The sequence below is a fragment of the Microbacterium sp. cf046 genome (genome assembly GCF_900114345.1).
GTDB lineage: Bacteria > Actinomycetota > Actinomycetes > Actinomycetales > Microbacteriaceae > Microbacterium.
The window spans coordinates 414,194-439,859 of sequence record NZ_FOZJ01000002.1 but is presented as its reverse complement, the minus strand read 5'-3'; the positions used below and the strand labels follow the sequence as shown (position 1 = coordinate 439,859).

Below are 25,666 nucleotides of genomic sequence, written 5' to 3'. Positions count from 1 at the left end.
GCGGGCCTCAGCGCGCGAAGTATCCGCGGTAGTACTCGTAGACCCAGCCGACGATGGCGACGACGAAAACGGCGAGTCCGATCGGGAACAGCCAGGTTCCGATCGCAAGGCCCATCATGCCGAGCGCCGCCGAGGAGGCGAGGATGATCGGCCACCACGACCACGGGCTGAACTCGCCGAGCTCGGGGTCGCCGTCGTCGATGTCAGAGGTGAGCACGTCCTCGGGCAGCTCGCCGCCCTGAGCGTGGTGGACGCGACCGACGTAGAAGGCGATCAGGGCGCCCATCAGGCACGTGAACAGCAGCGCGACGGAGCCGACCCACTCGATCGCGTTCACGACCGGCAGCTGCGGGTGGGCGAGGATGTTCCAGACGGTGTAGGTGACCGCCATCAGCAGGAAGAAGGCGGACAGCAGCCACCACAGGCCGGTGTTGGTGCGCATCTACTTGACCTCTTCCGTCTCGACGTCGACGACCGGGGCGGCGGGGGCATCCTTCGCAGGGCCTACGCCGACCGGGATGCCGGCCTCGGGGTGATTGAGATCGAACGCCGGCCGCTCGCTGCGGATGCGCGGGATCGACGTGAAGTTGTGCCGCGGCGGCGGGCAGGAGGTCGCCCATTCGAGCGATGCGCCGTAGCCCCACGGATCGTTCACGGTCACCCTCGGCGCCTTGCGCGCGGTGATCCAGACGTTGAACAGGAACGGGATCATCGATGCGCCGAGGATCATGGCGCCGATGGTCGACACCTGGTTCTCCCACGCCCAGTTGTCGGCGGTGGAGTAGTCCGCGTACCGACGGGCCATGCCGTCGACACCCAGCCAGTGCTGGATGAGGAAGGTCATGTGGAAGCCGATGAACAGCATCCAGAAGTGCACCATGCCGAGACGCTCGTTGAGCATCTTGCCGGTCCACTTCGGCCACCAGAAGTAGAAGCCCGCGAACATCGCGAACACGACGGTGCCGAACACGACGTAGTGGAAGTGCGCGACGACGAAGTAGGAGTCCGACAGCGGGAAGTCCAGCGGCGGGGACGCCAGGATCACGCCGGTCAGGCCGCCGAAGACGAACGACACAAGGAAGCCCAGCGAGAACATCATCGGCGTCTCGAACGTCACCGAGCCTCGCCACATCGTGCCGATCCAGTTGAAGATCTTCACGCCGGTGGGCACCGCGATCAGCATCGTCATGAGGGCGAAGAACGGCAGCAGCACGGCGCCCGTGACGTACATGTGGTGCGCCCAGACCGCCACGGAGAGCGCGGCGATCGCGATCGTCGCGTAGACGAGGGTCTTGTATCCGAAGATCGGCTTGCGGCTGAACACCGGCAGGACCTCGGAGATGATGCCGAAGAACGGCAGCGCGATGATGTACACCTCGGGGTGCCCGAAGAACCAGAACAGGTGCTGCCAGAGCAGCACGCCGCCGTTGGCAGGGTCGTAGATGTGCGCGCCGAGCACGCGGTCTGCGGCAGCCGCCAGGATCGCCGCGGCCAGCACCGGGAACGCCATCAGGACCAGGATGCTGGTGACCAGGGTGTTCCACGAGAAGATCGGCATGCGCCACATCGTCATGCCGGGGGCGCGCATCGTGATGATCGTCGTGATGAAGTTCACCGCGCCGAGGATCGTGCCGAAACCGCTCATGCCGAGTCCGAGCATCCAGAGGTTGCCGCCCACGCCGGGCGAGAAGCTGGCATTCGCGAGGGGCTGATAGGCGAACCATCCGAACGCGGCCGCACCCTGCGGGGTGAGGAAACCGGCGACGGCGAGGGTGGAGCCGAAGAGGAACAGCCAGAAGGCGAATGCGTTCAGACGCGGGAACGCGACGTCGGGAGCGCCGATCTGCAGCGGCATGATCACGTTCGCGAACCCCGCGAACAGCGGCGTCGCGAACATGAGCAGCATGATCGTGCCGTGCATGGTGAAGAGCTGGTTGTACTGCTCCTTCGTCGGGATGATCTGCATCCCCGGCTCGAACAGCTCGGCGCGCATGATGAGCGCCATCACACCGCCGAGCATGAAGAAGAGCACCGAAGCGATCAGATACAGGTAGCCGATCGTCTTGTGGTCAGTGGAGGTGATCCACTTGACGATGATGTTGCCCTTCTGCTCGACGCGCGAGCGACTGAGCAGTGCGGCCTGCCGGGGAGGGAGCGTCGTCGGGCGACCCGGCGTGTTCTCCTGCAGTGGAAGCGTGGTCGCCATGATCAGTTGTCTCCCTCTTCGTTCTGAGGCGTCCCGCCCGTGCCGGGCTCATTCGCCAGCCGGTCGTACTCGTCGTTGATGTCGCCCGTCTGGCCGGCCTCGCGCAGCGTGGCGAGGTAGTCCTCGTACTCGGCTTCGCTGACCACCTTCACGTTGAAGAGCATCGCGGAGTGGTACTCACCGCACAGCTCGGCGCACTTGCCGGCGTAGGTGCCCTCGCGGGTCGGGGTGAACGACCAGTAGTTGTCGCGACCGATGTACATGTCCTTCTTGTACAGGAAGTCGATGACCCAGAACGAGTGGATCACATCGCGCGACTGCAGCAGGATCTTCACCGACTTGTCGACCGGCAGGTACAGGGTCGGCAGGCGCTCCTGGTCGACGTCGCCGTTCGCAGCGGGCTGAGCCTGGACGCCCATGCTCCAGACGGCATCGGAGCCGTCCTCGTCCTCGCCGTTGTACTGGAAGTCCCACGCCCACTGCTTGCCGATCGCGATGATCGACACGTCCGGGTCTTCGGTCTGCGTCTCGAGGATGGTCTGGTCACGAGCCGTGAAGGCGAAGAAGCCGATCACGAGGATCAGCGGCACGATCGTGTAGAAGATCTCGATCGGCATGTTGTAGCGCAGCTGGACCGGCAGGCCCACCTGACCCTTGCGCCGGCGGTACGCGATCGCGGCCCAGCCCATCAGGCCCCAGGTGATCACACCCACGGCGAGGAGGACGATCCAGGAGTTGACCCAGAGTCCCGCGACCATGTCCGTGTGGTTCGTCGCCGGCGTTCCGTCTGCGGTGAAGCCGGGGAGATATCCGTGGAGCTCCGTCGGAGTGCATCCGGCGAGGATGGCGGCCGTGGCGATCCCGATGGGAAGAACAGTCCACCGGAGGCGGCGTTTCGAGGGCACTCGACTGACGGGCACAATGCACCTTTCCGGACGTGTTTCAGACATCGCCAGTCTAGGGCAACCTCCCAACGGATTCAGGCCATCCGCCCAGGTTGCGTGGGTGTGGTGGGGTGCGAAATCAGGCCCGGCCGCTGGAGAGCGGGCACGGGCCTGATGTCGGAAAGTGCGTCAGTGGAAGCTGTCGCCGCACGCGCAGCTGCCGGCTGCATTGGGGTTGTCGATCGTGAAGCCCTGCTCCGAGATCGTGTCCTTGAAGTCGATCTTCGCGCCGTCGAGGTACGGAACGCTCATGTCGTCGACGATGACCTCGACACCGCCGAAATCGACGGTCTTGTCGCCGTCGAGGTAGCGCTCGTCGAAGTACAGCTGGTAGATCAGGCCGCTGCATCCGCCCGGCTGAACGGCGACACGCAGGCGGAGGTCGTCGCGACCCTCCTGCTCGAGCAGGCTCTTCACCTTCAGAGCGGCGGCCTCGGTGAGCCCGACGCCGTGTTCGCGAACGGACTGATCGGTCGACAGTGCAGTGTCGGTCATGGCACTCCTCCTGATGGGTTCGCCTGAGTCGGTATGGGCAGTGCGCGGCGAGATGCTTCGATTCTACGCCTCACGATGCGCAGCCGGCTCCGCTTGCCGCGTGTCTAGGCAGTGCCGCCGCGCGCGTCCAGCTTCTCCAGGAGCAGCGCCTCCGCCACCACCGCGTTGCGGAACGTCTCGAGATGCAGCGACTCGTTCGGGCTGTGCGCCCGGGCATGCGGATCCTCCACCCCCGTCACGAGGATCTGCGCGGCGGGGAACTCGCGCACCAGATCCGCGATGAACGGGATCGAGCCTCCGACGCCGATCTGCACCGGCTCGACGCCGTACGCCTCGTGCATCGCTTTCAGCGCGGTGTCGACCGCCCATCCGCTCGTGTCCACCAGGAAGGCGTCGCCGTAATCCTGATCGGTGAACGCGAGCTCGGCCCCGAATGGCGCGTGTGCGCGCAGGTGCGCCTCGATCGCCGCGTACGCCTCGCGCGCGGGCTGACCCGGAGCGATGCGTGCGCTGATCACGACCGAGATCTCGGGGCTGAGGGTGTTGGACGCGTGCACGACACTCGGCGCATCGATCCCGGTCACCGTGATGGACGGTTTGTTCCAGATACGGCTGAGGATCGTGCCGCTGCCGATCGGGCTGACACCCGCCGGCAGACCCGACTCGTCGCGCAGCGTCTCCTCGCTGTAGGCCGGGGTCTCGGCATCCCGCTCCGTGAGACCCGCAACGGCGACCGTGCCGTCCTCGTCCCACAGGGTCGCGAGCAACTTCACCGTCGCCATCATCGCGTCCGGCACCGCCCCTCCGAACATGCCCGAGTGCGATGCGTGCTCGAGCGTGCGGACGCGGAGCGTGAACCGGGTGTTGCCCCGCAGCGACACGGTCAGAGCGGGGGTGCGCGCGTCCCAGTTGCCCGAGTCGGCGACGACGATCACATCGGCGCGGAGCGCGTCTGCGTTGTCGGAGAGGAACTGGGCGAATGAGCGCGAGCCGGCCTCCTCCTCGCCTTCGATGAACAGTGCGACGCCGAGGTCGAAGTCCTCGCCCAGCGCCTCCTTCAGCGCGCGGAGGGCGCCGACGTGGGCCATCACGCCGGCCTTGTCGTCGGCGGCGCCGCGGCCGTACAGGCGGCCGTCCCGGACCGTCGGCTCGAAGGGCGTGGATTCCCACAGCGCCTCGTCGCCGACCGGCTGCACGTCGTGATGCGCGTACAGCAGGATCGTCGGCCGGCCGTTGCGGGCGGCCCTGGTCGCCAGCACGGCAGGCTGGCCGATCTCGTCGGAATCGGGGATGGCGGCGCGACGGATCTCGACGTTCTCGAACAGCCCGAGCCCCTCCACCAGCGCCGCGACGGCCTCCGCGCTGCGCTGCACCTGAGCCGTGTCGAACCCGGGGAACGCGACCGACGGAATGCGGACGAGGGCGCCGAGGTCGGCGAGGGCGGCGGGGATGCCGGATGCCGCGGCTTCGCGCACAGCATCCTGTCGGGTGAGCTCAGTGTTCATGCGGGTAATCTTAAGGTGCTTCCCCTTCGAGACTCCGAGGTTCCATCGTGGCCAAGACACCCGCTGCCCCCGTCCCCGCCGACGCTCCCGCCGATTCGTCGGCCGGCGGCAAGGGTCGCGCGACGCCGACCCGCGCCGAGCAGGAGGCGGCCCGCAAGCGTCCGCTGGTGGCCGACACGAAGGAGGCCAAGGCGCGTGCGAAGGCGGACATGGCCTCGCAGCGCGAGAAGGCCCGCATCGGCATGGCCGCCGGTGAGGACAGGTACCTCCCGGCCCGCGACAAGGGTCCGCAGCGCCGCTTCGTGCGCGACTTCATCGACTCGGGATGGCACCTCGGCGAGGCGGTCATGCCCGCGATGGTGCTCGTGATCCTGGCGACGTTCGTCCCGGTCCCGGCGATCCAGTACTACTCGTTCATCGGACTCTGGATCTTCATCCTGTTCGTGATCGGCGACATGATCATCGCGTCGATCAGGATCAAGCAGGCCGCGCGCAAGAAGTTCGGCGACCGCATGGAGAAGGGCCTCGGCTGGTACGGGGCGATGCGGATCATCCAGATGCGCTTCATGCGTCTGCCCAAGCCGCAGGTCAAGCGCGGTCAGCACCCGGTCTGAGGCTAGCGGCGCGCCAGTCCCCTGTTGATCTGCCGCCCCCACAGTGGGCCCCGGTACAGGAACGCCGTATAGCCCTGCACCAGGTCGGCACCGGCATCCAGTCGCACCCGCACGTCTGCGGCTGTCTCGACCCCGCCGGCTGAGATCACCACGAACTCCGCCGGGACGACCCCACGGACGAGCCGGAGGACTTCCAGCGCGCGGCCCTTCAGCGGTGAACCGGACAGGCCGCCGTCGCCCGCCGCCTCGACGATGACCGGATCCGTGTGCAGGCCCTGCCGCGAGATGGTCGTGTTGGTGGCGATCAGACCGGACAAGCCGAGGTCGACCGCGAGACGCGCGATCTCTTCGACCTCATCGTCGGGCAGGTCAGGGGCGATCTTGACGAGCAGCGGGGTTGCGCCTGCGGCGTCGCGCACCGCCTCCAGCAGGGGCCGCAGCGTCGCCACCGCCTGGAGCCCGCGCAGGCCGGGCGTGTTGGGCGATGACACGTTCACGACGAGGTAGTCCGCGAGCGGCGCGAGGAGCGCCGCACTCCGCACGTAGTCGGCCGCCGCGTCGGCGACGTCGACCACCCGGCTCTTGCCGATGTTGACGCCGATCACCGCGCGCCCGGACCGGCGCCGGAGCTTCCGGAGGCGGATCGCGGCGGCCTCCGCACCGTGGTTGTTGAAGCCCATCCGGTTGATCACGGCGCGATCCGGGATGAGCCGGAACAGCCGCGGTCGCGGGTTGCCCGACTGCGGGATCGCGGTGATCGTGCCGACCTCGATGTGCCCGAATCCGAGGGCGTGCAGCCCCTTCGCGGCGCGCACGTCCTTGTCGAAGCCGGCGGCGACGCCGAACGGCGATTCGAACTCCAGGCCGAGCGCGGTGGTCTTCAGCTCCGGTGCGGGTCGCGTGAGTGCGCGCGTCACCCAGGAGAACGGCGGGACACCGAGCAGCCGGATGACGACCATGGCCATGTGGTGCGCGGACTCGGGATCCATGCGCGCGAGGACGGTCCGGAAGAGGAGGGGATACATCGCCTCCAGGCTATCGGCTCGCGTGCGGGCCTCAGGAGTCGGCGGGAACCGACGCGTCCGTACGGTGATCCGCTCGGAGCTGCCCGATCGCCGACTCGAAGTCCTCGAGCGAGTCGAACGCCTGGTACACGCTCGCGAAGCGGAGGTAGGCGACCTCGTCCAGTTCGCGAAGCGGACCGAGGATCGCGAGGCCGATCTCGTTCGTGTCGACCTGCGAGGACCCGGTCTGGCGCACGGACTCTTCGACCTTCTGCGCGAGCACCGCGAGGTCGCCCTCGGTGACGGGCCTGCCCTGGCAGGCCTTCCGCACGCCCGACATGACCTTCTCGCGACTGAACGACTCGATCACACCAGACCGCTTGATGACATTCAGGCTCGCGGTCTCGATCGTGGAGAACCGCCCGCCGCATTCGGGGCACTGGCGACGGCGGCGGATGCTGAGGCCGTCGTCACTGGTCCGCGAATCGATGACACGCGAGTCGGGATGACGGCAGAACGGGCAATGCATGGCCTGGACAGACTACGCCAATCGCCCGTCAGCGGGGCGGTCCCTCGAAGCGCGCCTCGACGGCCTCACCGTGCGCCGGAAGGTCCTCGGCCTGGGCCAGCGTGACGACGCCGTCCCTCACCTGCGCGAGCGCCGCGCGATCGTAGTCGATGATCTGCTGGGGGCGCAGGAACGTCGCCGCGGACAGGCCTGCGGCATAGCGGGCCTGCCCGCCGGTGGGCAGTACGTGGTTGCTCCCCGCGAGGTAGTCGCCGAGGCTGACCGGCGAATCCGGGCCCACGAAGATCGCGCCCGCGTGGACGAACGGCTCCGGGTCCGGGTCGGCGAGGTGCAGTTCGAGGTGCTCGGGCGCATACGCGTTGCTGAAAGCCGTCGCTGCGGCGAGGTCGTCGACCAGCACGATCGCCGACTGCGGCCCGCCGAGCGCGGCCGCGACGCGTTCGGCGTGCCGCGTGCGCGCGGCGCGCGGCACGATCTCGGCGACGACCGCCTCGGCGAGGGCTGCCGATGCCGTCACCAGGACGGCCGATGCCTGTTCGTCGTGCTCTGCCTGGCTGATCAGATCCGCGGCGACCAGGCCCGCGTCGGCCGAGTCGTCGGCGACGATCAGGATCTCCGTCGCACCGGCCTCGGCATCCGTCCCCACGACTCCGGCGACGGCGCGCTTGGCCGCGGCGACGAAGTTGTTGCCCGGACCGGTCACCACGTCCACCGGACCGAGTCCCAGGCTCGCGACGCCGTACGCGAACGCGCCGATGGCTCCCGCGCCTCCCATCGCATACACCTCGTCGATGCCGAGCAGACGGGCGGCGGCGAGGATCACGGGGTGCACCCGCCCGTCGTGCGCGCGCTGCGGCGGCGACGCCAGTGCGACCTCGGCGACGCCGGCGACCTGCGCGGGCACGACGTTCATGACGACGCTCGACGGGTACACGGCCTTGCCGCCCGGAACGTAGAGTCCGACCCGCCGCACCGGCTGCCAGCGCTGCACGACACGGGCCCCCGGCGCGATCTGGGTCGCGGTCGCCGGCGGGATCTGCGCGGCGGAGGCCTTCCGGACCCGGGTGATCGCCTCCTCGAGGGCAGCCCGCACGCGCGGGTCCAGACCGGTGAGAGCCTCATCCAGATGCGCGGCCGGGACCCGGATGTCGTGTCCGGTCGCCCCGTCGAACCGCTCTGCCTGCGCCCGCAGCGCGTCTTCGCCGCGCTCGGCGACGTCGGCGACGAGGGTGGCCGCCACGGTGAGGGCCTCTTCGCGCGCCGCCGTGGCCCGCGGCACCGCAGCGAGGAGCTCGGCGGGAGTGAGGGCGCGACCGCGCAGGTCGATCGTGCGGAGCATGGGTTTACGCTATCGCGGGCGGCCGCGCGGCTCAGCCGCGCGTCACACCGGACACATCGTGCAAGTAGCCGACCCGGCCGTCCTCGTTGCGCACGACGAACACCTCACCGCGGTCTTCGAGCACGAGCGCCCATGCGGTCGGCCCGACGCGGAAGATCGGCACGCCCCGCTCGTCGACGACATCGCGCTCTTCAGGCGTGAGCGCCCAGAACGCCTTCGCGGCGGACGGAGGCTCGGTCTCGGCGTCGACCGGCTCGAACGTGTCGCGCGTCTGCGCCGGCGCCCACGCATCCTGCTCGGTGTACCCGGACTCGGTCGAGGCGGGCTGGGCGTAGTCGCTCTGCGCGTACGCGCCGGTCGCGAACGCGGCGGTGTCGGTGTCGGCGTCGGCGGCGGCCTCGCGCGGCGGACGGGCGGGGCGCGGCGAAACGGCGCGGATCGGCCGGGCGTTGCGGTGTGCGACGATCTCGCGGCGACCTGTGAAGTCCTCGGAGAACGGCGGGATGAACGGCGCTGCCACGGTCAGGACGACGCCGGCGAGCATGAGCACGAGCTCGACCCACACGACCCAGCCGTAGATCCACAACCCGGTCTGGATCGCCACGGCGATGTCGCGCCACAACACCGTGAGCCACACGACCGCGGAGACGGAGAAGGCGACTGAGGCGAACTGATCGACGCCGAGCGAGCCGACCCGGCGGATGCCGTCGGGTGAGAAGCGTCGCAGGATGATCAGGAAGACCGCGACTGTGGGCGCGCCGATCGTGAGGATCCAGTCCAGCCCGTTCGACCAGACCGAGCCGCCGAACAGCAGCTGCGACATCGCCTGCTCGCTGGCGATCGAGAAGAACGACACGACGAATGCGACGAGCCAGACGCCGACCAGCGCCACCTCCCGCACCGAGAAGGGTCCCACTCCGTACTGCGGTCGCTCCTGCGGAGCAGTCTCTTCGACGCTTTCGCCGATCTCGGGGTTCTCGTCCAGTCGGTCGTCAGTCACGATGATCCTTTCCTGCCGCTTTCGCGGTGCGCACCGTCCCGATACTACCGGCGGCGAATGAGATGCCGATGAGACGGAGGCGATGCGCGGGGGGTCTTGACAGGCTGCGCCGGGGTGCGTCAGCCGAGGCACTGCGGGCCGAGCAGACCCTTCAGCTCGCCGTACAGATCCGCGGTCACGCGCACCTGATGCGGCACCTCGAAGACTTTTGCGGTCGACCCGGAATGCAGCTTCACGGTGACCTCGGTCTCTCCCCCGTGGCGCTTCAGCGTCTGCAGGAGCTCCTCGATCGTCGCCTCGCTCGCCCGCCGCTCGGGCATGACGAGTACGAGCGGACCCGTGGCGTCCACCGATCCGAGATCGGGCGAGAGCGCCGAGACCGCGTGCAGGTTCAGTCCGTCGTCGCGCCGCGAGATCCGGCCGCGGACGACCAGGATCGCGTCCCCCTGCAGCACGGATTGGAACTCGGTGTAGGTCTTGCCCATGAACATGACGGTGACCTCGCCGTTGAAGTCCTCGACGGTGATCAGGCCGTAGGGGTTGCCGCTGGATTTGGCGACCCGGTGCTGCACGCTCGTGACGAGTCCGGCGACGGTCACCTGGTCGCCGTCGCTCAGGTCCTCCGATGCGAGCAGGTCGTGGATGCTGATCGACGCATGCTTCGCGAGCGGGATCTCGAGCCCGGCGAGCGGGTGGTCCGACACGTAGAGGCCGAGCATCTCGCGCTCGAATGCGAGCTTGTCCTTCTTCGTCCACTCCGGGCGATCCGGCACCTTGGCCGGAAGGGGCTCCTCGGTCTGGTCGTACAGGCTGTCGAAGTCGAATCCGATCGCACCCGTCGCCGCCTTGCGCTTGACCTCGACGGCGGCTTCGGTCGCATCCTCGTGGATCTCCATGAGCGCACGCCGCGTCGATCCGAGCGAGTCGAACGCGCCAGCCTTGATGAGCGATTCGACCGTGCGCTTGTTCGCGACGTGCACGGGCACCTTGGTGAGGAAGTCGTGGAACGACTCGAATGCCGCGTCCTGGCGGGCCGCCACGATGGAGTCGACGACGTTCGCTCCGACGTTGCGCACGGCGCCCAACCCGAATCGGATGTCTTCGCCGACGGCGGCGAAGTACCGGATGGACTCCCCCACGTCAGGCGGCAGGACCTTGATGCCCATCCGGCGGCACTCGTTCAGGTACACCGCCAGCTTGTCCTTCGCGTCGCCGACGCTGGTCAGCAGCGCCGCCATGTACTCGGCCGGATAGTGCGCCTTCAGGTACGCGGTCCAGTACGCGATCAGGCCGTACGCCGCCGTGTGCGCCTTGTTGAACGCATAGTCGGCGAACGACTCGAGCACCTTCCACAGCGCATTCTGCGCGGCAGGACTGTAGCCGTTGACGGTCATGCCGCCGAAGAAGTCCTCCTGCTGCTTGTCGAGCTCGGACTTCTTCTTCTTGCCCATCGCGCGGCGGAGGATGTCGGCCTGGCCGAGGCTGAAGCCGGCGAGCTTCTGCGCCGCGGCCATGACCTGCTCCTGATACACGATGAGCCCGTACGTGGTCCCGAGCACATCTGCCAGCGGCTCCTCGAGCTCGGGGTGGATCGGCTCGATCTGCTGCAGTCCGTTCTTGCGGAGCGCGTAGTTCGTGTGGGAGTTGACGCCCATCGGACCGGGCCGGTACAACGCCAGGACGGCCGAGATGTCCTCGAAGTTGTCAGGCTTCATCAGCCGCAGGAGGCTCCGCATCGGGCCGCCGTCCAACTGGAACACGCCGAGCGTGTCTCCGCGCGCAAGCAGTTCGTACGAGGCGACATCGTCGAGCGCGAGGTCTTCGAGCACGAGCTTCTCTCCGCGGTTGGCGATGATGTTATCGAGCGCGTCGTCGATGATCGTGAGGTTGCGCAGCCCCAGGAAGTCCATCTTGATCAACCCGAGCGACTCGCACGCCGGGTAGTCGAACTGCGTGACGATCTGGCCGTCCTGCTCGCGCTTCATGATCGGGATGATGTCGATCAGCGGCTCGCTCGACATGATCACGCCGGCGGCGTGCACGCCCCACTGGCGTTTGAGGTTCTCCAGCCCCACCGCGGTGTCGAAGACCGTCTTGGCCTCGGCATCCGTCTCGATGAGGGCCCGGAACTCGGAGGCCTCCTTGAACCGCGGGTGATCCCTGTCGAACATGCCCTCCAGCGGCATGTCCTTGCCCATCACCGAGGGCGGCATCGCCTTGGTGAGCTTCTCGCCCATGCTGAACGGGAATCCGAGCACACGACCGGCATCCTTCAGCGCCTGCTTGGCCTTGATCGTGCCGTACGTGACGATCTGCGCCACGCGCTCGTCGCCGTACTTCTGGGTGACGTACTGGATCACCTCGCCGCGGCGACGATCGTCGAAGTCGATGTCGAAGTCGGGCATCGATACGCGGTCCGGATTCAGGAACCGCTCGAACAGGAGGCCGTGCTGCAGCGGGTCGAGGTCGGTGATGCGCATCGCGTAGGCGGCCATCGAACCCGCGCCGGATCCGCGGCCGGGCCCGACGCGGATGCCGTTCTCCTTGGCCCAGTTGATGAAGTCGGCGACCACCAGGAAATAGCCGGGAAAGCCCATCTGCACGATGACGTCGGTCTCGAAGTCGGCTCGGGCGCGGACCTCGGCCGGGACACCGGCCGGGTATCGGACATGCAGACCGCGCTCGATCTCCTTGACGAACCAGCTCTGCTCGGTCTCTCCCGCCGGCACGGGATAGCGCGGCATGTAGTTCGCGCTCGTGTCGAAGCGGATATCGGCGCGCTCGGCGATCGCGAGGGTGTTGTCGCACGCTTCGGGATTGTCGCGGAAGATGTGGCGCATCTGCGCGGGCGACTTCAGGTAGAACTCCTCGCCCTCGAACTTGAAGCGCTTCGGATCGTCGAGGGTCGACCCCGACTGCACGCACAGGAGGGCGGCGTGGCTGCCCGCGTCGTGCTGGTGCGTGTAGTGCAGGTCGTTGGTCGCGACCAGAGGAAGGTCGAGCTCCTTCGCGAGGCGCAGGAGGTCGTTCATCGTGCGCCGCTCGATGTCGATGCCGTGATCCATGATCTCGGCGTAGAAGTTGTCCTTGCCGAAGATGTCGCGGAACTCCGCGGCCGCCGCCTTCGCCGCGTCGTACTGACCCAGGCGCAGGCGCGTCTGCACCTCGCCGCCGACGCACCCCGTCGTGGCGATGACGCCCTTCGAGTAGGTCTGCAGCAGTTCGCGGTCGATGCGCGGCTTGAAGTAGTAGCCCTCGAGCGAGGCGTACGACGACATCCGGAACAGGTTGTGCAGCCCCTCGTCGCTCTCTGCGAGGAGGGTCATGTGGGTGTACGCGCCCGAGCCCGCGACGTCGTCGTCGTTCTGGTCGGGGCTCCCCCACCGCACGCGCGCCTTGTCGGCACGGTGCGTCCCGGGGGTGACGTAGGCCTCCATGCCGATGATCGGCTTGACCCCGACCTCGGTCGCCGTCTTGTAGAACTCGAACGCCCCGAAGGTGTTGCCGTGGTCGGTGACGGCGATCGCCGGCATCCCCTGGCTCGCCGCCTCCTCGATCAGCGGCTTGATCCGCGCGGCCCCGTCGAGCATCGAATATTCACTGTGAACATGAAGGTGAACGAAGGAGTCGGCTGTCACGGATCGAGACTACCTTCGGCCGACGACGCGTCGGACGGGGAACGCCGGGAAGGCTCGGACGAGCGCGAATAGGCTGGCCGGATGCCGATCCCCGACTTCATCGTCGAACTCCGCCGCCACATCGGGCACATGCCGATCCCCCTTGCGGGCGTCACCGCGGTGGTGGTGCGCCGCGACGAGATCCTCCTCGGCCGCCGCAGCGACAACGGCGCGCTCACGCCGGTCACCGGGATCGTCGATCCGGGCGAGGAGCCGGCGGATGCCGCGTGCCGCGAGGCACTCGAGGAGGCCGGCGTCGTCATCCGCGCGGAGCGCCTCGTCTGGGTCCACCAGATTCCACGGATCACGTATGAGAACGGCGACCAGTCCGACTACCTCGATCTGACCTTCCGCTGCTCGTGGCTGAGCGGTGAGCCGTACCCGGCCGACGGTGAGATGACCTCGGTGCGCTGGTACCGCCTCGAGCCCGCCACCCTCGATCTTCTCGACGACGACATGCGACGGAGGGTCGCACTCGCCGTCGCCGACCGACCCGCCGCGGTCTTCGAGGGCGGGCGCGAGCACGGATCACTCAGCGCAGATCCAGACGCATCAGCACCCTCGGAAAGCCGTTGAGCACCGAATCGGTGTCAGCGGCCTTCGAGAAGCCGGCCTTCTCGAAGAGGCGCTTGGTGCCGACGTAGCCCATCGTCAGATCCACCTTGGCGCCGCCGTTGTCGACCGGATAGGCCTCGATCGCAGGAGCACCCGCGTCCCGCGCGAAGGCCACCGCCCCCTCCACCAGGGCGTGGGAGATCCCTTCGCCGCGGTGGCCCGGCCGCACGCGGACGCACCAGAGCGACCACACCTCGAGGTCGTCGACGTGCGGGATCCTGCGGTTCGTGGCGAAGGCGGTGTCGGCGCGCGGGTGCACAGCGGCCCAGCCGACGACCTCGTCGCCGTCGTAGGCGAGCACGCCCGGTGGACCCTGCCGCATGAGCGCGGAGACCTTGCGACCACGGGCCGTTCCGGTGAGCGCCTGATTCTCCTTCGACGGGAGCCGATAGCTCAGGCACCAGCACACGTTCGCGTCGGCTCGCTTCGGGCCGAGCATCGTCTTGACATCGGCGAATTCGCTCGCCGCGCGAACCTCGATCGTCATACCGCCATCGTGCCACCGGCATCCGACGCGGCACTCCCTCCCACCCGGATGGGTGGGAGGGAGTGCGTCGCGAAGCGTCAGATCGCCGGGTGCGCAGCGCGCGGGAACCGCACGTGCGGGAGCCGAAGGCGCGGGAACCGGACGCGGGGCTGCTCGCGCACCGGCGGTGGCACGCAGTCCGCAGTGCGCTCGGCGATGACGCGGCGCTGCTCGACGGCGAGCGCCAGCTCGTGGTCTCGGTGGACCGCGAGGCGGCTCGCAGTGTATGTGATGTCGTTCATGATGCCCTCCTCACGGGTGTCATGAAGGAAGAGCGCGCTTCCCCCGGCGCGATACATGCGCGTGCGAGTTCAGTCCCCGCGCAGCACCTCGAGTGCGTGTGCGAGGTCGGCAGGGTACTCCGAGATGAACGTCACCTGGTCGCCCGTCCCGGGGTGCGCGAACGACAGCTGTCGCGCGTGCAGCCACTGCCGGGTCAGGCCGAGGCGCGCCGCAAGGGTCGGGTCGCCGCCGTAGAGCGGGTCGCCGACGCACGGGTGCCGGTGCGCGGCCATGTGCACGCGGATCTGATGCGTTCGCCCGGTCTCGAGGTGGATCTCCAGCAGCGCCGCGCGGGGGAACGCCTCGAGGGTCTCGTAGTGGGTCACCGAGTCCTTGCCGTCCGGAACGACCGCGAACTTCCACGAATGGGACGGATGCCGGCCGATCGGCGCGTCGATCGTTCCGGCGAGCGGGTCCGGGTGGCCCTGCACGACTGCGTGGTAGATCTTCTCCACCTCGCGCTCCTTGAACGCTCGCTTGAGCTCCGTGTACGCGCGCTCGGTCTTGGCGACCACCATGAGGCCGCTCGTGCCGACGTCGAGCCGATGCACGATGCCCTGACGCTCGGCGGCGCCGGTGGTGGCGACGCGGACGCCGCCGGCGGCGAGTGCGCCGAGAACAGTGGGGCCGTCCCATCCGAGCGAGGGGTGGGCGGCGACCCCGGCGGGCTTGTCGACGACGACGATCTCGTCGTCGTTGTAGACGATCCCGAGTCCCGGCACCGCGACCGGGACGATGCGCGGCTCCTTCTTCGGCGCCCACGACACCTCGAGCCACGAACCCGCGCGAAGCCGGTCCGACTTGGCCAGCACGCGACCGTCCATCTCGACGCCGCCCGCGTCGGCGACGTCGGCGGCGAACGTGCGCGAGAACCCGAGCATCTTCGCGAGGGCGGCATCCACCCTCGTCCCGTCGAGCCCGTCGGGCACCGGGAGACTGCGCGATTCCATGTCAGCCGTCCGCGTCGCGACGCGGCTCGCGGTCGGCCGGCGCACCGGCATCGGGGTTTGCGACCGGGAACTCGTCGCCCTCGAAGCCGGTCACCCCTCCGTCGAGCGGAACCTCGTCGCCTTCGCCGAGCAGGGTTTCATCCTCGGCGCGCTTCTCGCGAGTCCCGTCCAGATGCACGCCGACGAGCACCAGCAGCGCCACCGAGATCATCATCGTCACGATGAAGATGTCGGCGACGTTGTAGATCGCCGGCATCATCCAGGGCGTGTTGATGAAGTCGATCACGTGGCCGACCGGGAAGCCCGGCGCGCGCAGCATCCGGTCGGTGAGATTGCCCAGCACGCCGCCGAGCAGCAGCCCGAGCACGACCGCCCAGATCCTCGAGCCGATCCGGGTCGCCGCCAGCCAGACGATCACGACCGCGACCGCGGTCAGCGCGATCGTGAAGATCCACGTGACGCCTTCGCCGAGCGAGAAGGCAGCTCCGGGGTTCTTGACGAGATAGAAGATCAGGAAGTCGCCGAAGATCTTCACCGGCTCTTCGAGCGGCAGGTTCTGCAGTGCGAGGTACTTCGTGAACTGGTCGGCGGCCAGCACCAGCGCCGCGAGGATCGCGACGATGGTGCCGGCCGCCGCCTTATGCAGGGGGGCTCGGCCTGGCAAAGGCCGGCCTAGAGGCCGATGGCCGACACCGGGGTCGCACCCGACGTCGTGCCCGTGGTCTCGAGGTCGCGCAGCTTGCCCTCGATGTACCCGCGCAGCTGGGCGCGGTAGTCGCGCTCGAAGTTGCGCAGTTCGGTGATGCGGCTCTCGAGACTCGAGCGCTCCTTGTCGAGGCGGGCGATCTCTTCGCGACCCTTCGTCTCGGCATCGCTGACGATGGATGCGGCCTGCGCCTGGGCGTCGGCGACCAGCTTGTCGCGCTGGGCGATGCCCTCTGCGACGTGCTCGTCGTGCAGACGCTGGGCCAGCTCGATGATGCCCGCGCTGGCTGCAGCAGGAGCCGCGCCGCCCGCTCCGCCGTCGAAGGCCTCAGCCGGAGCAGCTGCCGGAGCCGCTTCGACGACCTCGGCCTGAGCGACGGCCGGAGCCTCGCCACCGGCCTCGTATGCCGCGACCTTCGCCTTCAGCTCGTCGTTCTCGGCGATCGTCTTGCGCCACTCCACGACGATCTCGTCGAGGAAGTCATCGACCTCGTCCGGATCGAAGCCTTCCTTGAACCGGACGTGCTGGAACTGCTTGGTGACGACGTCATCGGGGGTCAATGCCATGGTGATTCCTCTTTCGAGCGCTCTGGTCGCTGGCCGATGTCGGGGGCCGCTCCGCCGATATCCGACGGTCGTACCAGGCAAGCATAGCCGCGCCTCACGAGCGTGTCGAAGGCCTGCGCCCCGCGCGTCGGGACGATGTCAGCGGATGAAGGCGCGCGTCACGGCGAGCAGGACGAAGCACAGGAGCATCGTCAGCGTGAAGCCGAAGTCGATCGCGATTCCGCCGACGCGAAGCGGCGGGATGAATCGACGGAAGAGCTTGATCGGCGGGTCCGTCACCGTGTACACGATCTCCGCCGCAACCAGTCCGGCACCCTTCGGCCGCCATTCGCGGTTGAAGAACGGTATCCAATCGAGGATGAGTCGGCCCAGCAGCACGATCACGTAGAGCAGGAGGAGGCTGTTGAGGATCGTGGCGATCGCGCCGACGATATTCACAGGACGACTGTATCAGCGCTGCGGACCGGAGGCGCGCCAGCGAGCCGGCCGGCGGAGCCCCACATGTCTACTGCGCGAACGGCACCGACTCCGGGTCCGCCTGCGCCACCGCTCCGTCACCCGAGACGGCGACGTTCTCGGGCGAGAGCAGGAACACCTTGCTCGTGACACGCTCGATGCGCCCGTACAGGCCGAGCGAGAGTCCGCTCGCGAAGTCGATGAGACGGCGGGCGTCGGCGTCGCTCATCTGCGAGAGGTTGATGATGACGGGGATGCCTTCGCGGAAGTTCTCGGCGATGACCTGCGCATCGCGGTACTGCTTCGGATGCACCGTGAGGATCTCGCTGATCGCGGCCGGGGCGACCTGGCGCACGACGGTCGGGCGGTGCAGAGGCGTGACCGGAGCGGCCTTCTCGACAGCGGCGGACTTGCGTCCCGTCGGCTGCGGAGCGGGCTCCTCGTATACCTCTTCCTCGTCAGCGAGTCCCAGGTACACCATGGTCTTCTTGAGCGGGTTCGACATCGCATCCTCCTGCATTCTCACTGCTCGTGTTCCGAGGTTAACCGTGCTCGGGCCTGGGGCCCGTGATTGCGGACCCGATCCGCAGGTGTGTCGCGCCGGCGTCGATCGCTTCGGGGTAGTCGGCAGTCATCCCGGCCGAGATCCAGGTGGCATCCGGCACGATCGCGCGGACCCGGTCGGCGTAGCCGGACAGGCGGGCGAACGCTTCCGCAGGCGCTTCGTCGAGCGGCGCGACGGCCATCACGCCCCGCAGCCGCAGGGTGCGGCATCCCTCGACGTGCTCGGCGAGCCGCTCGAGGTCCACGGGCGCGACTCCCCCACGGCCGGGGTCGTCGGTCAGGTTGACCTGCAGCAGCACATCGAGCGCCGCTGCGTCTCCTCCGCCCGCCGCATCGAGGGCGTTCGCGATCTTCGCCCTGTCGACCGAGTGCACGACGGATGCCGCCGCCCTGATCGCCTTGGCCTTGTTGGTCTGCGCCTGCCCGATGAAATGCCAGCGCAGATCTTCGTGAGCCGCGACCGCCTCGGCCTTCTCGCTGAACTCCTGCTGCCTGTTCTCGCCGACGTCGCGGACGCCGAGGGCGTAGAGCTCCTCGACGATCGAGACGGGGTGGAACTTCGTCACCACGATGCGCGTGATCCCGCCCGGGTCCCGGCCTGCCGCGCGTGCGGCATCCGCGATCCCGGCGTCGACCTCCGCGAGCCGCTCCGCAAGATTCACCTGTTCCCGAGCCTGCTACTTCAGGAAGTCGGGTATGTCGAGATCGTCGTCGCCGAAGGCCGAGTCGTAGCTCGAGTCCGGCACGACAGCGCCCACCGACACGGTCTCGCTCTCGCGCACCGGCTCCTTGGCGGCATCGACCGCGGGCGTCGCCGGGATCACCGGGGTGGAGACGACGCGGGACGAGGTGACCGGGTCGAGGCGAAGCGTCGGCTCGCCGCTGTCGAAGCCGGCCGCGATCACCGTGACGCGGACCTCGTCCCCGAGCGTGTCGTCGATGACGGTGCCGAAGATGATGTTCGCCTCGGGGTGCGCGGCCTCCTTGACGAGCTGCGCGGCATCGTTGATCTCGAAGATGCCGAGGTTCGACCCGCCCTGGATCGACAGCAGCACACCGTGGGCGCCCTCGATCGACGCCTCGAGGAGCGGCGATTCGACGGCGAGCTCCGCCGCCTTGATCGCGCGGTCGGCGCCGCGAGCGGAGCCGATGCCCATGAGTGCGGAGCCCGCGCCCTGCATGACCGACTTGACGTCGGCGAAGTCGAGGTTGATCAGACCCGGGGTCGTGATGAGGTCGGTGATGCCCTGGACACCTGCGAGGAGCACCTGGTCGGCGGTGGCGAACGCCTCGATCATGCTGATCCCGCGGTCGCTGATCTCCAGCAGCCGGTCGTTCGGCACGACGATGAGGGTGTCGACCTCTTCCTTGAGCTTGGCGACTCCCGTCTCGGCCTGAGACTGGCGCCGACGACCCTCGAACGAGAACGGCTTGGTCACCACGCCGATCGTGAGGGCGCCGATCGACTTCGCGATCTTCGCGACGACCGGAGCGCCGCCGGTGCCCGTGCCGCCGCCTTCGCCGGCGGTGACGAAGACCATGTCCGCGCCGCGCAGCGCCTCCTCGATCTCTTCGGCGTGGTCTTCCGCCGCGCGGCGACCCACTTCGGGATCGGCGCCGGCACCGAGACCGCGCGTGAGCTCGCGACCGACGTCGAGCTTGACGTCGGCGTCGCTCATCAGCAGCGCCTGCGCGTCGGTGTTGATCGCGATGAACTCGACACCCCGCAGGCCGAGGTCGATCATGCGGTTCACGGCGTTCACGCCGCCACCGCCGACGCCGACGACCTTGATCACCGCGAGGTAGTTCTGGTTCTGGCTCATGCCGGCCTCCGTGCCCTGGACCTGTTCTAACCTTCAACCTCTACTAGAGGTCTAAAGAAATGCTCGGTATGCAATTCCCTTGGACACGAAAGTATGCGGATGCCCCGGCGCGACCGGGAGCATCGCGGGCGTGTCGCGACATCCCGGTCGGAACCGACCGGATCGGGGCACGACGACGGCTCAGCGGATGACGATCGCCCGCGGCGAGGACACGTCGTAGACGCTGACGGATGCCGGCGGCCGGGCAGCCATGGCCTTCTCCAGCACAAGTGCCTTCATCGCGGAATCCTCCGCGCTGCCCCACACGACCTGCGCGTTCGCGCCGCCCAGGGTGAGCGTCACGTCATCCGGGGTGGATGCCGAGACCGCGGTCACCTGGTTGCGGATCGAGTCGGGAAGCGAGCGCATGACGAGCCCGATCGCGGTGAACGCCGGCGAGTCGGTGCCGCCCTGGACCGTGACGAGGGGCTGACCCGGCGCCGGCGTCCCGGACGTGGACAGCGCGACCCCTGCCGCGTCGACGAGCGTGTAGCCGGCCCGGGTCTGGATGAGCCCGATCGGCGTGCGCTCCACGATGCGAACGACGAGCTCGTGCGGCGGCCGCGCCTCGAGCGTGTAGGACTCCACAAGGGGGAACGTCACGAGGACGGCCTTCACTGCGCTCTCGTCCACCAGCGGGAGCGGCGTGCCGAGCTGGTCCTTCAGCGCCGCCTCCAGCGCGAGCGTGTCGAGCTTCTCGGACCCGACGATGCGGATCTGCTCGACCGCGAACAGCGGACTGTACGCGGCGCCGAGCGTCACGAGCACGAGCAGGAGCACGGATGCTGCGCCGCCGAGCAACAGCAGGCGTCTGCGGCGCTGCCGGCCGGTGAACCGGCGCACCTCCGCGCGCAGCGCCTTCCGTCGCGCCCGCGCGGCCGCCCACACGTCGCGGATCCGCACCGGTGGGTCCTCCACCGGCGGCTCTCCGAGCGGGACTGCCGTCTCGGGCAGATCCGCCGGCCGCTGCATGGGCGTGGGAGAGGTCAGCGGGATGACCGGCGCGATTGGACGATCCTCGCCGGTGACTGCGGTGCGGTCCGCCTCGGGCAGGGCGACCGCACCCGTGTCCTCGTCGACGGCGACTGCCGAACCGCGCTCGGCGGCCGTGACGGCGGCATCCGTCGATGCGTCCGCCGGCGGCGGAAGAGGCGTCGGCCGGCGCATGCGCTGCTACTCCCCCGTGCCCTCGGGCTGCGCGCCGTCGGTGCGCGAGAGCGCATCGAGCACCTGCGGGATGATCTGGTACACGTTGCCGCACCCGAGCGTGATCACGTAGTCGCCGTCGCGGGCGACCGAGGCGGTGTAGTCCGCGGCCTGCTGCCAGTCGGCGACGTAGTGCACGTGGCCGGGGTCTTCGAAGGCGCCCGAGACCAGCTCGCCGGTCACGCCCGGTACCGGGTCTTCGCGGGCGCCGTACACGTCGAGCATCACCGTGTGGTCGGCGTGCTGCTCGAGCACGTGGGCGAACTCGCGGTACATCTGCTGCGTCCGGGAGTAGGTGTGCGGCTGCTGGATCGCGATGATGCGTCCGTCGCCGACGACCGTGCGCGCGGCCACGAGGGCGGCTTCCACCTCGGTCGGGTGGTGCGCGTAGTCGTCGAAGACGCTCACACCGCGCTGCACCCCGTGCAGCTCGAACCTGCGGACGGTGCCCTCGAAGCCCTCGACGGCCCGCACGGCCGCCTCCAGGCCGTGACCGAGGGTGAGCAGCACCGCCACCGCACCGGCCGCGTTGATCGCGTTGTGCGCTCCCGGGACTGCCAGTCGCGCGGCAGCCGAGACCCCGCCGTGAGTGATCGTGAACGAGACCGGGCCATCGGTGCGCACGTCCGAGACGCGCACGTCCGCCTCATCCGCTTCGCCGAAGGTGACCACGTTCGGGTGCGTCAGGCGCTCGGCGACGGCGCGCGCTCCCGTGTCGTCGGAGGAGATCACGACAGCCTCGCGAGCGCGATTGGCGAATGTCGCGAACGCGTCGACGAAGGCGTCGTCGGTGCCGTAGTGATCGAGGTGGTCGGGGTCGACGTTCGTGATCAGGGCGATCGAGGTGTCGTAGAGCAGGAAGGTCCCGTCGGACTCGTCGGCCTCGATCACGAACAGGTCGTCCGAGCCGGTCGCGCTCGAGGCGCCCAGCTGGGCGATCACGCCGCCGTTCACGAACGTCGGATCCTCGTCGAGCGCCCGCAGCGCGGTCACGATCATGCCGGTCGAGGTCGTCTTGCCGTGCGCGCCTGCGACGGACACCAGGCGGCGCCCGCCGATGAGCCAGTACAGCGCCTGCGAACGGTGGATGACCGGCATCCCCCGTTCCTTCGCCAGGACGAATTCCGGGTTCTCCGGCCAGATCGCCCCGGTGTGGATCACCGTGTCCGCGTCGCCCAGGTTCGCCGCGTCGTGACCGACGAACACGGTGGCTCCCCGTGCCGCCAGATCACGCAGCGCCTGACTGTCGGCGCGATCCGAGCCGGACACGCGGATGCCGCGGTCGAGGAACATCCGGGCCAGCCCCGACATGCCGGATCCGCCGATGCCGATGAAGTGCGCCGCGGCGATGTGCTCGGGAATGGGAAGGCTGAGGTCGGGTCTGATCATGACCCGTCAATCCTAGATTGGGCGACCTGGGAGGAGGTCCCGGCGCGCTGGCCGGTGAGCGGTCGCATGATGCCCCTTCCGCCGGGTTCGTCTGTGGGAATAAGTTCGGGTCCGTGCATCAACCTCGCCGGTCCTCGTTCCGCATGTTCAGTCTCGCCGCGGCCCTGGCGCTCATCGGGGTTTCGGTGCTCGGCTGCACGTTCGGGGGCGTGCCGGCGGCGACGCCGTCCGCGACGCCCGAACCGGTCGCGCCGTACGAGGCCTCGTACGAAGAGGCCCCGTGTCCGACTCCGAACGTCGAGGGCACGCACTTGCTGGACCTCGGGCCCGAGTACACGTGCGGATACCTCACCGTCCCCGAGACGCGCAGCGACCCGGACGGCCCGACCGTGCGCATCGCGGTCGCCACCGTCCGCGCGGTGTCGCCGACACCCGCGTCTGATCCGATCGTCTATCTCGACGGCGGACCCGGCGCCCCGGCGCTGGTCAGCGCCGCGAACGCGGTGGCGGCCGGCATGAACGCGGAGCACGACGTGGTGTTCGTCGACCAGCGCGGCACGTATCACAGTGATCCGTTCCTCTCCTGTCCCGAGCAGGATGCCTTCTACGCCGAGGCAGTGGGACTGGCAGCCTCCGATCCGGCTATGGCGGAGAAGTCGGACGCCGCCACCGCCGCGTGCCGCGACCGCCTCGTCGATGACGGGGTGCTGCTCGACTCCTTCAACACCGCGGAGAACGCGGCGGACATCGCGGACCTGCGCGTGGCCATGGGCATCGATGAGTGGAACCTGTACGGGGTCTCCTATGGCACCGCGCTCGCCCTGACGGTGCTCCGCGATCATCCTGAGGGCGTCCGCAGCGTCGTGCTGGATTCCGTCGTGCCGCCCAACACCCGCTGGACCGCTGACTTCTGGCCGACTTCTGCCGCCGCCTTCGACCAGATGTACGCGGCGTGCGCCGCGCAGCCGGCATGCGCGGCCGCGTATCCCGACCTCGAGGCTGAATTCACCGACACGATCAACCGGCTCGAGGCCGAGCCTCTCGTCGTGCCCGTGACCACCGCGTCGGGAGAGACCGTCTCGGTCGTGGTGGATGGCTACAAACTCGCGAACGTCGCCGTCCTTCGACTTGCAACCGGACCCGCCTACTCGGCCGATCTCCCCGAACTGATCCACGAGATCGCGTCCGGCGACGGCACGGGCATCGCGTCGAGCGTCATCCAGTACCTTCCGGCGGCGGGCCTGGTCGGCCTGGGCCTGCAGTGGAGTGTGTTCTGCAGCGAGGACATCCCCCGGACCAGCCTGGACGAGGTCGTCGCGCTCGCGTCCGAGGCGCTGCCTGAATTCCCCGAGACCGTGCTCAGTCAGCTGCCGCAGGTGCCCCGCTTCTTCGCCGACTGCGAGATCTGGGATGTGGCGCCGGCCGACGAGCACGCGCACGCGGACACTGTCAGCGATGTCCCCGTGCTGTTCCTCGGGGGAACGTTCGATGCGGTGACCGCTCCGTACTGGCAGGACGCAGCCACGCCGTTCCTGAGCGCGTCGCAGGTCGTGAACTTTCCGGGCCTCGGCCACCAGGTGATCCTCCAGAACCCGTGCCCCGTGGTGGTGATCAATTCGTTCCTCGCCGACCCGGAGGCGCCGGTGGCCGAGCCCTGCATCGCCGAGGTGACCGCGCCGGTCTTCACCGTCCCGTGACGGCCCGGGCCGGCGGGCGGATCAGAGCGGAATCCCCCGGCACTGGGCGAGATCCTCGAGGCCACGGGCGTCGGGGCAATCGGTGAACCACCACTGGCCGCCGTGGCGGTCCATGCTGCCGTCGAGGTAGGCCTCCCAGCCGCCGCCGGGCAGCACGCGGTAGTACTCCGTGACGGGGTCGCCCTCCGTCGTCGGACGCGTCACCGAGAGCTCGGCTCCTTCGTCACCGGCCGATTCCAGGCAGTCGAGGTTCTCTGCGGGTATCTCGTCGCCCTGCGCCAGGGTGATCGCGCCGCAGGAGGGGAGCGGCGTCCGATCGAGGAACGGCTGCGGCGTCGGCACCGAGCCCGGCTCCACCGGGCCCGAGGCGCATCCGGCCATCATCGCTCCCGCGGCGCAGAGGATCAGCGCGGCGGTGACGACCCGGCGGCGGATCACGCGCGTCCTCGCAGCGCCTCGTCGATCATCGCGACGACGTTCTGGGTGCCGTTGCGGATGCCGACGGATGCCGCAGCATCCGTCATCGCCGCCCGTCGGCGCTCGTCGGCCAGCAGGGGCACGACCTCCGACCGCACCCGATCGGCCGTGAACTCCGCATCCGGGATCAGGATCGCCGCACCGGCGCGCACGGCGGACGCAGCGTTCAGCGCCTGCTCTCCGTTGCCGACCGCGTACGGGACGTAGACCGCGGGGATGCCGAGCGCACTGATCTCGCTCACCGTCGCGGCGCCGGCGCGCGAGACGATCAGGTCGCACAGGGCGAAGGCGAGGTCCATGCGGTCCACATAGCGGCGCATCGCGTACCCCGGGACTCCCGGGTCAGGGAGGTCCGACCGCTCCCCCGTCACGTGCAGCAGCTGCCAGCCTGCGTCCAGGACGTCCTGCCATGCACCGCTGAAGGCCTCGTTGAGCCGCTGTGCTCCGAGCGAGCCGCCGAAGACGAGCAGGGTCGAGCGCGCGGCGTCCAGCTCGAAATGCGCGGCCGCCTCGTCACGGAGGGCCGCGCGGTCGAGGTCGACGATCTCGCGCCGGAGCGGCATGCCGACGAGGCGTCCGCGCTTGATCGGCGTCCCTTCGAAGGCGACTCCGACGCCGACGGCGCGACGGGCGCCGAGGGCGTTGGCCATGCCGGGCTTCGCGTTGGCCTCGTGCACGATCACGGGCACGCGCGCTCCACGGGCGGCGACGTACGCGGGGGCCGCCGCGTAGCCGCCGAAGCCGACCACCACGTCGACGCCGCGCTCGCGGATATGGCCTCGGACCTGCGCGATCGCACGGCGGAAGCGCGCGGGGAAGGCTGCGGCGGCCTTGTCGGGGCGCCGAGGGAACGGCACCTTGTCCACGAACAGCAGCTCGTAGCCGCGCTCGGGCACCAGCCGCGCCTCGAGCCCCTCGCGCGTCCCCAGGACGAGGATCTGCGCGTCGGGTTCACGCTCCCGCAGCGCGTCGGCGACGGCCAGCAGCGGGTTGACGTGTCCGGCGGTGCCGCCGCCGGCGAGGAGGTACGTCGTCACCGTGTGAGCTTACCTTTTCG

Annotated in this window: 26 protein-coding genes; 3 read left to right on the top strand and 23 right to left on the bottom strand. The window is 69.0% G+C overall.

The window, feature by feature from the left end; genetic code table 11:
• Nucleotides 1–7 precede the first annotated feature (7 nt).
• From BM349_RS08265 to BM349_RS08245, 5 genes are all read right to left on the bottom strand, one after another.
• Complete coding sequence (locus BM349_RS08265) at nucleotides 8–442, bottom strand: cytochrome c oxidase subunit 4 (protein WP_091706038.1); 435 nt, start codon at nucleotides 440–442, stop codon at nucleotides 8–10.
• Complete coding sequence (gene ctaD / locus BM349_RS08260; protein WP_091706035.1) at nucleotides 443–2,206, bottom strand: aa3-type cytochrome oxidase subunit I; 1,764 nt, start codon at nucleotides 2,204–2,206, stop codon at nucleotides 443–445. It lies immediately after the preceding gene.
• 2 nt (nucleotides 2,207–2,208) lie between these two features.
• Nucleotides 2,209–3,111: an aa3-type cytochrome oxidase subunit II gene (gene coxB, locus BM349_RS08255; protein ID WP_091706033.1), complete on the bottom strand. Its 903-nt coding sequence runs from the start codon at nucleotides 3,109–3,111 to the stop codon at nucleotides 2,209–2,211.
• 168 nt (nucleotides 3,112–3,279) lie between these two features.
• On the bottom strand, nucleotides 3,280–3,645 hold the full coding sequence (locus tag BM349_RS08250) for a HesB/IscA family protein (RefSeq protein WP_091706031.1): 366 nt from the start codon (nucleotides 3,643–3,645) through the stop codon (nucleotides 3,280–3,282).
• Between the two features lie 104 nt (nucleotides 3,646–3,749).
• Nucleotides 3,750–5,150 (bottom strand): dipeptidase, encoded by a 1,401-nt coding sequence (locus BM349_RS08245; RefSeq protein ID WP_091706029.1) that lies wholly within the window; start codon nucleotides 5,148–5,150, stop codon nucleotides 3,750–3,752.
• A 47-nt stretch (nucleotides 5,151–5,197) separates the two neighbouring features.
• On the opposite strand from BM349_RS08245, the gene BM349_RS08240 reads away from it, so the two are divergent.
• Nucleotides 5,198–5,764: a DUF3043 domain-containing protein gene (locus BM349_RS08240; protein ID WP_091706026.1), complete on the top strand. Its 567-nt coding sequence runs from the start codon at nucleotides 5,198–5,200 to the stop codon at nucleotides 5,762–5,764.
• 2 nt (nucleotides 5,765–5,766) lie between these two features.
• On the opposite strand, the gene BM349_RS08235 is transcribed toward BM349_RS08240, so the two are convergent.
• The 5 genes from BM349_RS08235 to dnaE form a co-directional block, all read right to left on the bottom strand.
• Nucleotides 5,767–6,789, bottom strand: a complete 1,023-nt coding sequence (locus BM349_RS08235) for a quinone-dependent dihydroorotate dehydrogenase (RefSeq protein WP_091706024.1) — start codon at nucleotides 6,787–6,789, stop codon at nucleotides 5,767–5,769.
• Nucleotides 6,790–6,820: 31 nt separating this feature from the next.
• A complete protein-coding gene (nrdR, locus tag BM349_RS08230; RefSeq protein ID WP_091706021.1) occupies nucleotides 6,821–7,297 on the bottom strand; it encodes a transcriptional regulator NrdR in 477 nt (158 codons plus the stop codon).
• Between the two features lie 28 nt (nucleotides 7,298–7,325).
• The gene (gene hisD / locus BM349_RS08225) at nucleotides 7,326–8,636 is read right to left on the bottom strand and encodes a histidinol dehydrogenase (protein ID WP_091706018.1); all 1,311 of its coding nucleotides are present in this window, start codon (nucleotides 8,634–8,636) and stop codon (nucleotides 7,326–7,328) included.
• Nucleotides 8,637–8,667: 31 nt separating this feature from the next.
• Nucleotides 8,668–9,636, bottom strand: coding sequence for a hypothetical protein (locus tag BM349_RS08220; RefSeq protein ID WP_091706015.1), 969 nt, complete (start codon nucleotides 9,634–9,636; stop codon nucleotides 8,668–8,670).
• 119 nt (nucleotides 9,637–9,755) lie between these two features.
• Nucleotides 9,756–13,274 (bottom strand): DNA polymerase III subunit alpha, encoded by a 3,519-nt coding sequence (gene dnaE / locus BM349_RS08215; protein WP_091706013.1) that lies wholly within the window; start codon nucleotides 13,272–13,274, stop codon nucleotides 9,756–9,758.
• 81 nt (nucleotides 13,275–13,355) lie between these two features.
• On the opposite strand from dnaE, the gene BM349_RS08210 reads away from it, so the two are divergent.
• The gene (locus BM349_RS08210; RefSeq protein WP_091706011.1) at nucleotides 13,356–13,889 is read left to right on the top strand and encodes an NUDIX hydrolase; all 534 of its coding nucleotides are present in this window, start codon (nucleotides 13,356–13,358) and stop codon (nucleotides 13,887–13,889) included.
• Here the strand turns inward: BM349_RS08210 and BM349_RS08205 are convergent.
• From BM349_RS08205 to murC, 11 genes are all read right to left on the bottom strand, one after another.
• Nucleotides 13,846–14,415 (bottom strand): GNAT family N-acetyltransferase, encoded by a 570-nt coding sequence (locus tag BM349_RS08205; protein ID WP_091706008.1) that lies wholly within the window; start codon nucleotides 14,413–14,415, stop codon nucleotides 13,846–13,848. The genes BM349_RS08210 and BM349_RS08205 overlap by 44 nt on opposite strands.
• A 77-nt stretch (nucleotides 14,416–14,492) precedes the next feature.
• Complete coding sequence (locus BM349_RS08200; protein ID WP_139230903.1) at nucleotides 14,493–14,696, bottom strand: hypothetical protein; 204 nt, start codon at nucleotides 14,694–14,696, stop codon at nucleotides 14,493–14,495.
• 69 nt (nucleotides 14,697–14,765) lie between these two features.
• Entirely contained in the window at nucleotides 14,766–15,686 is a 921-nt protein-coding gene (locus BM349_RS08195; protein WP_091707203.1) for an RluA family pseudouridine synthase, read from the bottom strand.
• A gap of 1 nt (nucleotide 15,687) precedes the next feature.
• Nucleotides 15,688–16,350, bottom strand: a complete 663-nt coding sequence (gene lspA / locus BM349_RS08190) for a signal peptidase II (protein WP_091706003.1) — start codon at nucleotides 16,348–16,350, stop codon at nucleotides 15,688–15,690.
• 8 nt (nucleotides 16,351–16,358) lie between these two features.
• Nucleotides 16,359–16,958 carry a DivIVA domain-containing protein gene (locus BM349_RS08185; protein WP_091706000.1) on the bottom strand — a complete coding sequence of 200 codons (600 nt, stop codon included), beginning with the start codon at nucleotides 16,956–16,958 and terminating at the stop codon, nucleotides 16,359–16,361.
• Nucleotides 16,959–17,096: 138 nt separating this feature from the next.
• Nucleotides 17,097–17,396 carry a YggT family protein gene (locus BM349_RS08180; RefSeq protein ID WP_091705997.1) on the bottom strand — a complete coding sequence of 100 codons (300 nt, stop codon included), beginning with the start codon at nucleotides 17,394–17,396 and terminating at the stop codon, nucleotides 17,097–17,099.
• Between the two features lie 67 nt (nucleotides 17,397–17,463).
• Entirely contained in the window at nucleotides 17,464–17,919 is a 456-nt protein-coding gene (locus tag BM349_RS08175) for a cell division protein SepF (RefSeq protein WP_091707202.1), read from the bottom strand.
• A 37-nt stretch (nucleotides 17,920–17,956) separates the two neighbouring features.
• Entirely contained in the window at nucleotides 17,957–18,640 is a 684-nt protein-coding gene (locus BM349_RS08170) for a YggS family pyridoxal phosphate-dependent enzyme (RefSeq protein WP_091705994.1), read from the bottom strand.
• Nucleotides 18,641–18,655: 15 nt separating this feature from the next.
• Nucleotides 18,656–19,801: a cell division protein FtsZ gene (gene ftsZ / locus BM349_RS08165; protein ID WP_091705991.1), complete on the bottom strand. Its 1,146-nt coding sequence runs from the start codon at nucleotides 19,799–19,801 to the stop codon at nucleotides 18,656–18,658.
• A 180-nt stretch (nucleotides 19,802–19,981) separates the two neighbouring features.
• Nucleotides 19,982–21,007, bottom strand: coding sequence for a cell division protein FtsQ/DivIB (locus BM349_RS08160; RefSeq protein ID WP_091705988.1), 1,026 nt, complete (start codon nucleotides 21,005–21,007; stop codon nucleotides 19,982–19,984).
• Nucleotides 21,008–21,013: 6 nt separating this feature from the next.
• On the bottom strand, nucleotides 21,014–22,435 hold the full coding sequence (gene murC, locus BM349_RS08155; protein WP_091705985.1) for a UDP-N-acetylmuramate--L-alanine ligase: 1,422 nt from the start codon (nucleotides 22,433–22,435) through the stop codon (nucleotides 21,014–21,016).
• A 113-nt stretch (nucleotides 22,436–22,548) separates the two neighbouring features.
• On the opposite strand from murC, the gene BM349_RS08150 reads away from it, so the two are divergent.
• Entirely contained in the window at nucleotides 22,549–24,132 is a 1,584-nt protein-coding gene (locus tag BM349_RS08150; protein ID WP_139230902.1) for an alpha/beta hydrolase, read from the top strand.
• A 21-nt stretch (nucleotides 24,133–24,153) separates the two neighbouring features.
• On the opposite strand, the gene BM349_RS08145 is transcribed toward BM349_RS08150, so the two are convergent.
• Nucleotides 24,154–24,570, bottom strand: a complete 417-nt coding sequence (locus BM349_RS08145) for a hypothetical protein (RefSeq protein WP_091705981.1) — start codon at nucleotides 24,568–24,570, stop codon at nucleotides 24,154–24,156.
• Nucleotides 24,567–25,646, bottom strand: a complete 1,080-nt coding sequence (locus BM349_RS08140; RefSeq protein ID WP_091705979.1) for a UDP-N-acetylglucosamine--N-acetylmuramyl-(pentapeptide) pyrophosphoryl-undecaprenol N-acetylglucosamine transferase — start codon at nucleotides 25,644–25,646, stop codon at nucleotides 24,567–24,569. The genes BM349_RS08145 and BM349_RS08140 overlap by 4 nt, the downstream gene beginning before the upstream one ends.
• Nucleotides 25,647–25,666 lie beyond the last annotated feature (20 nt).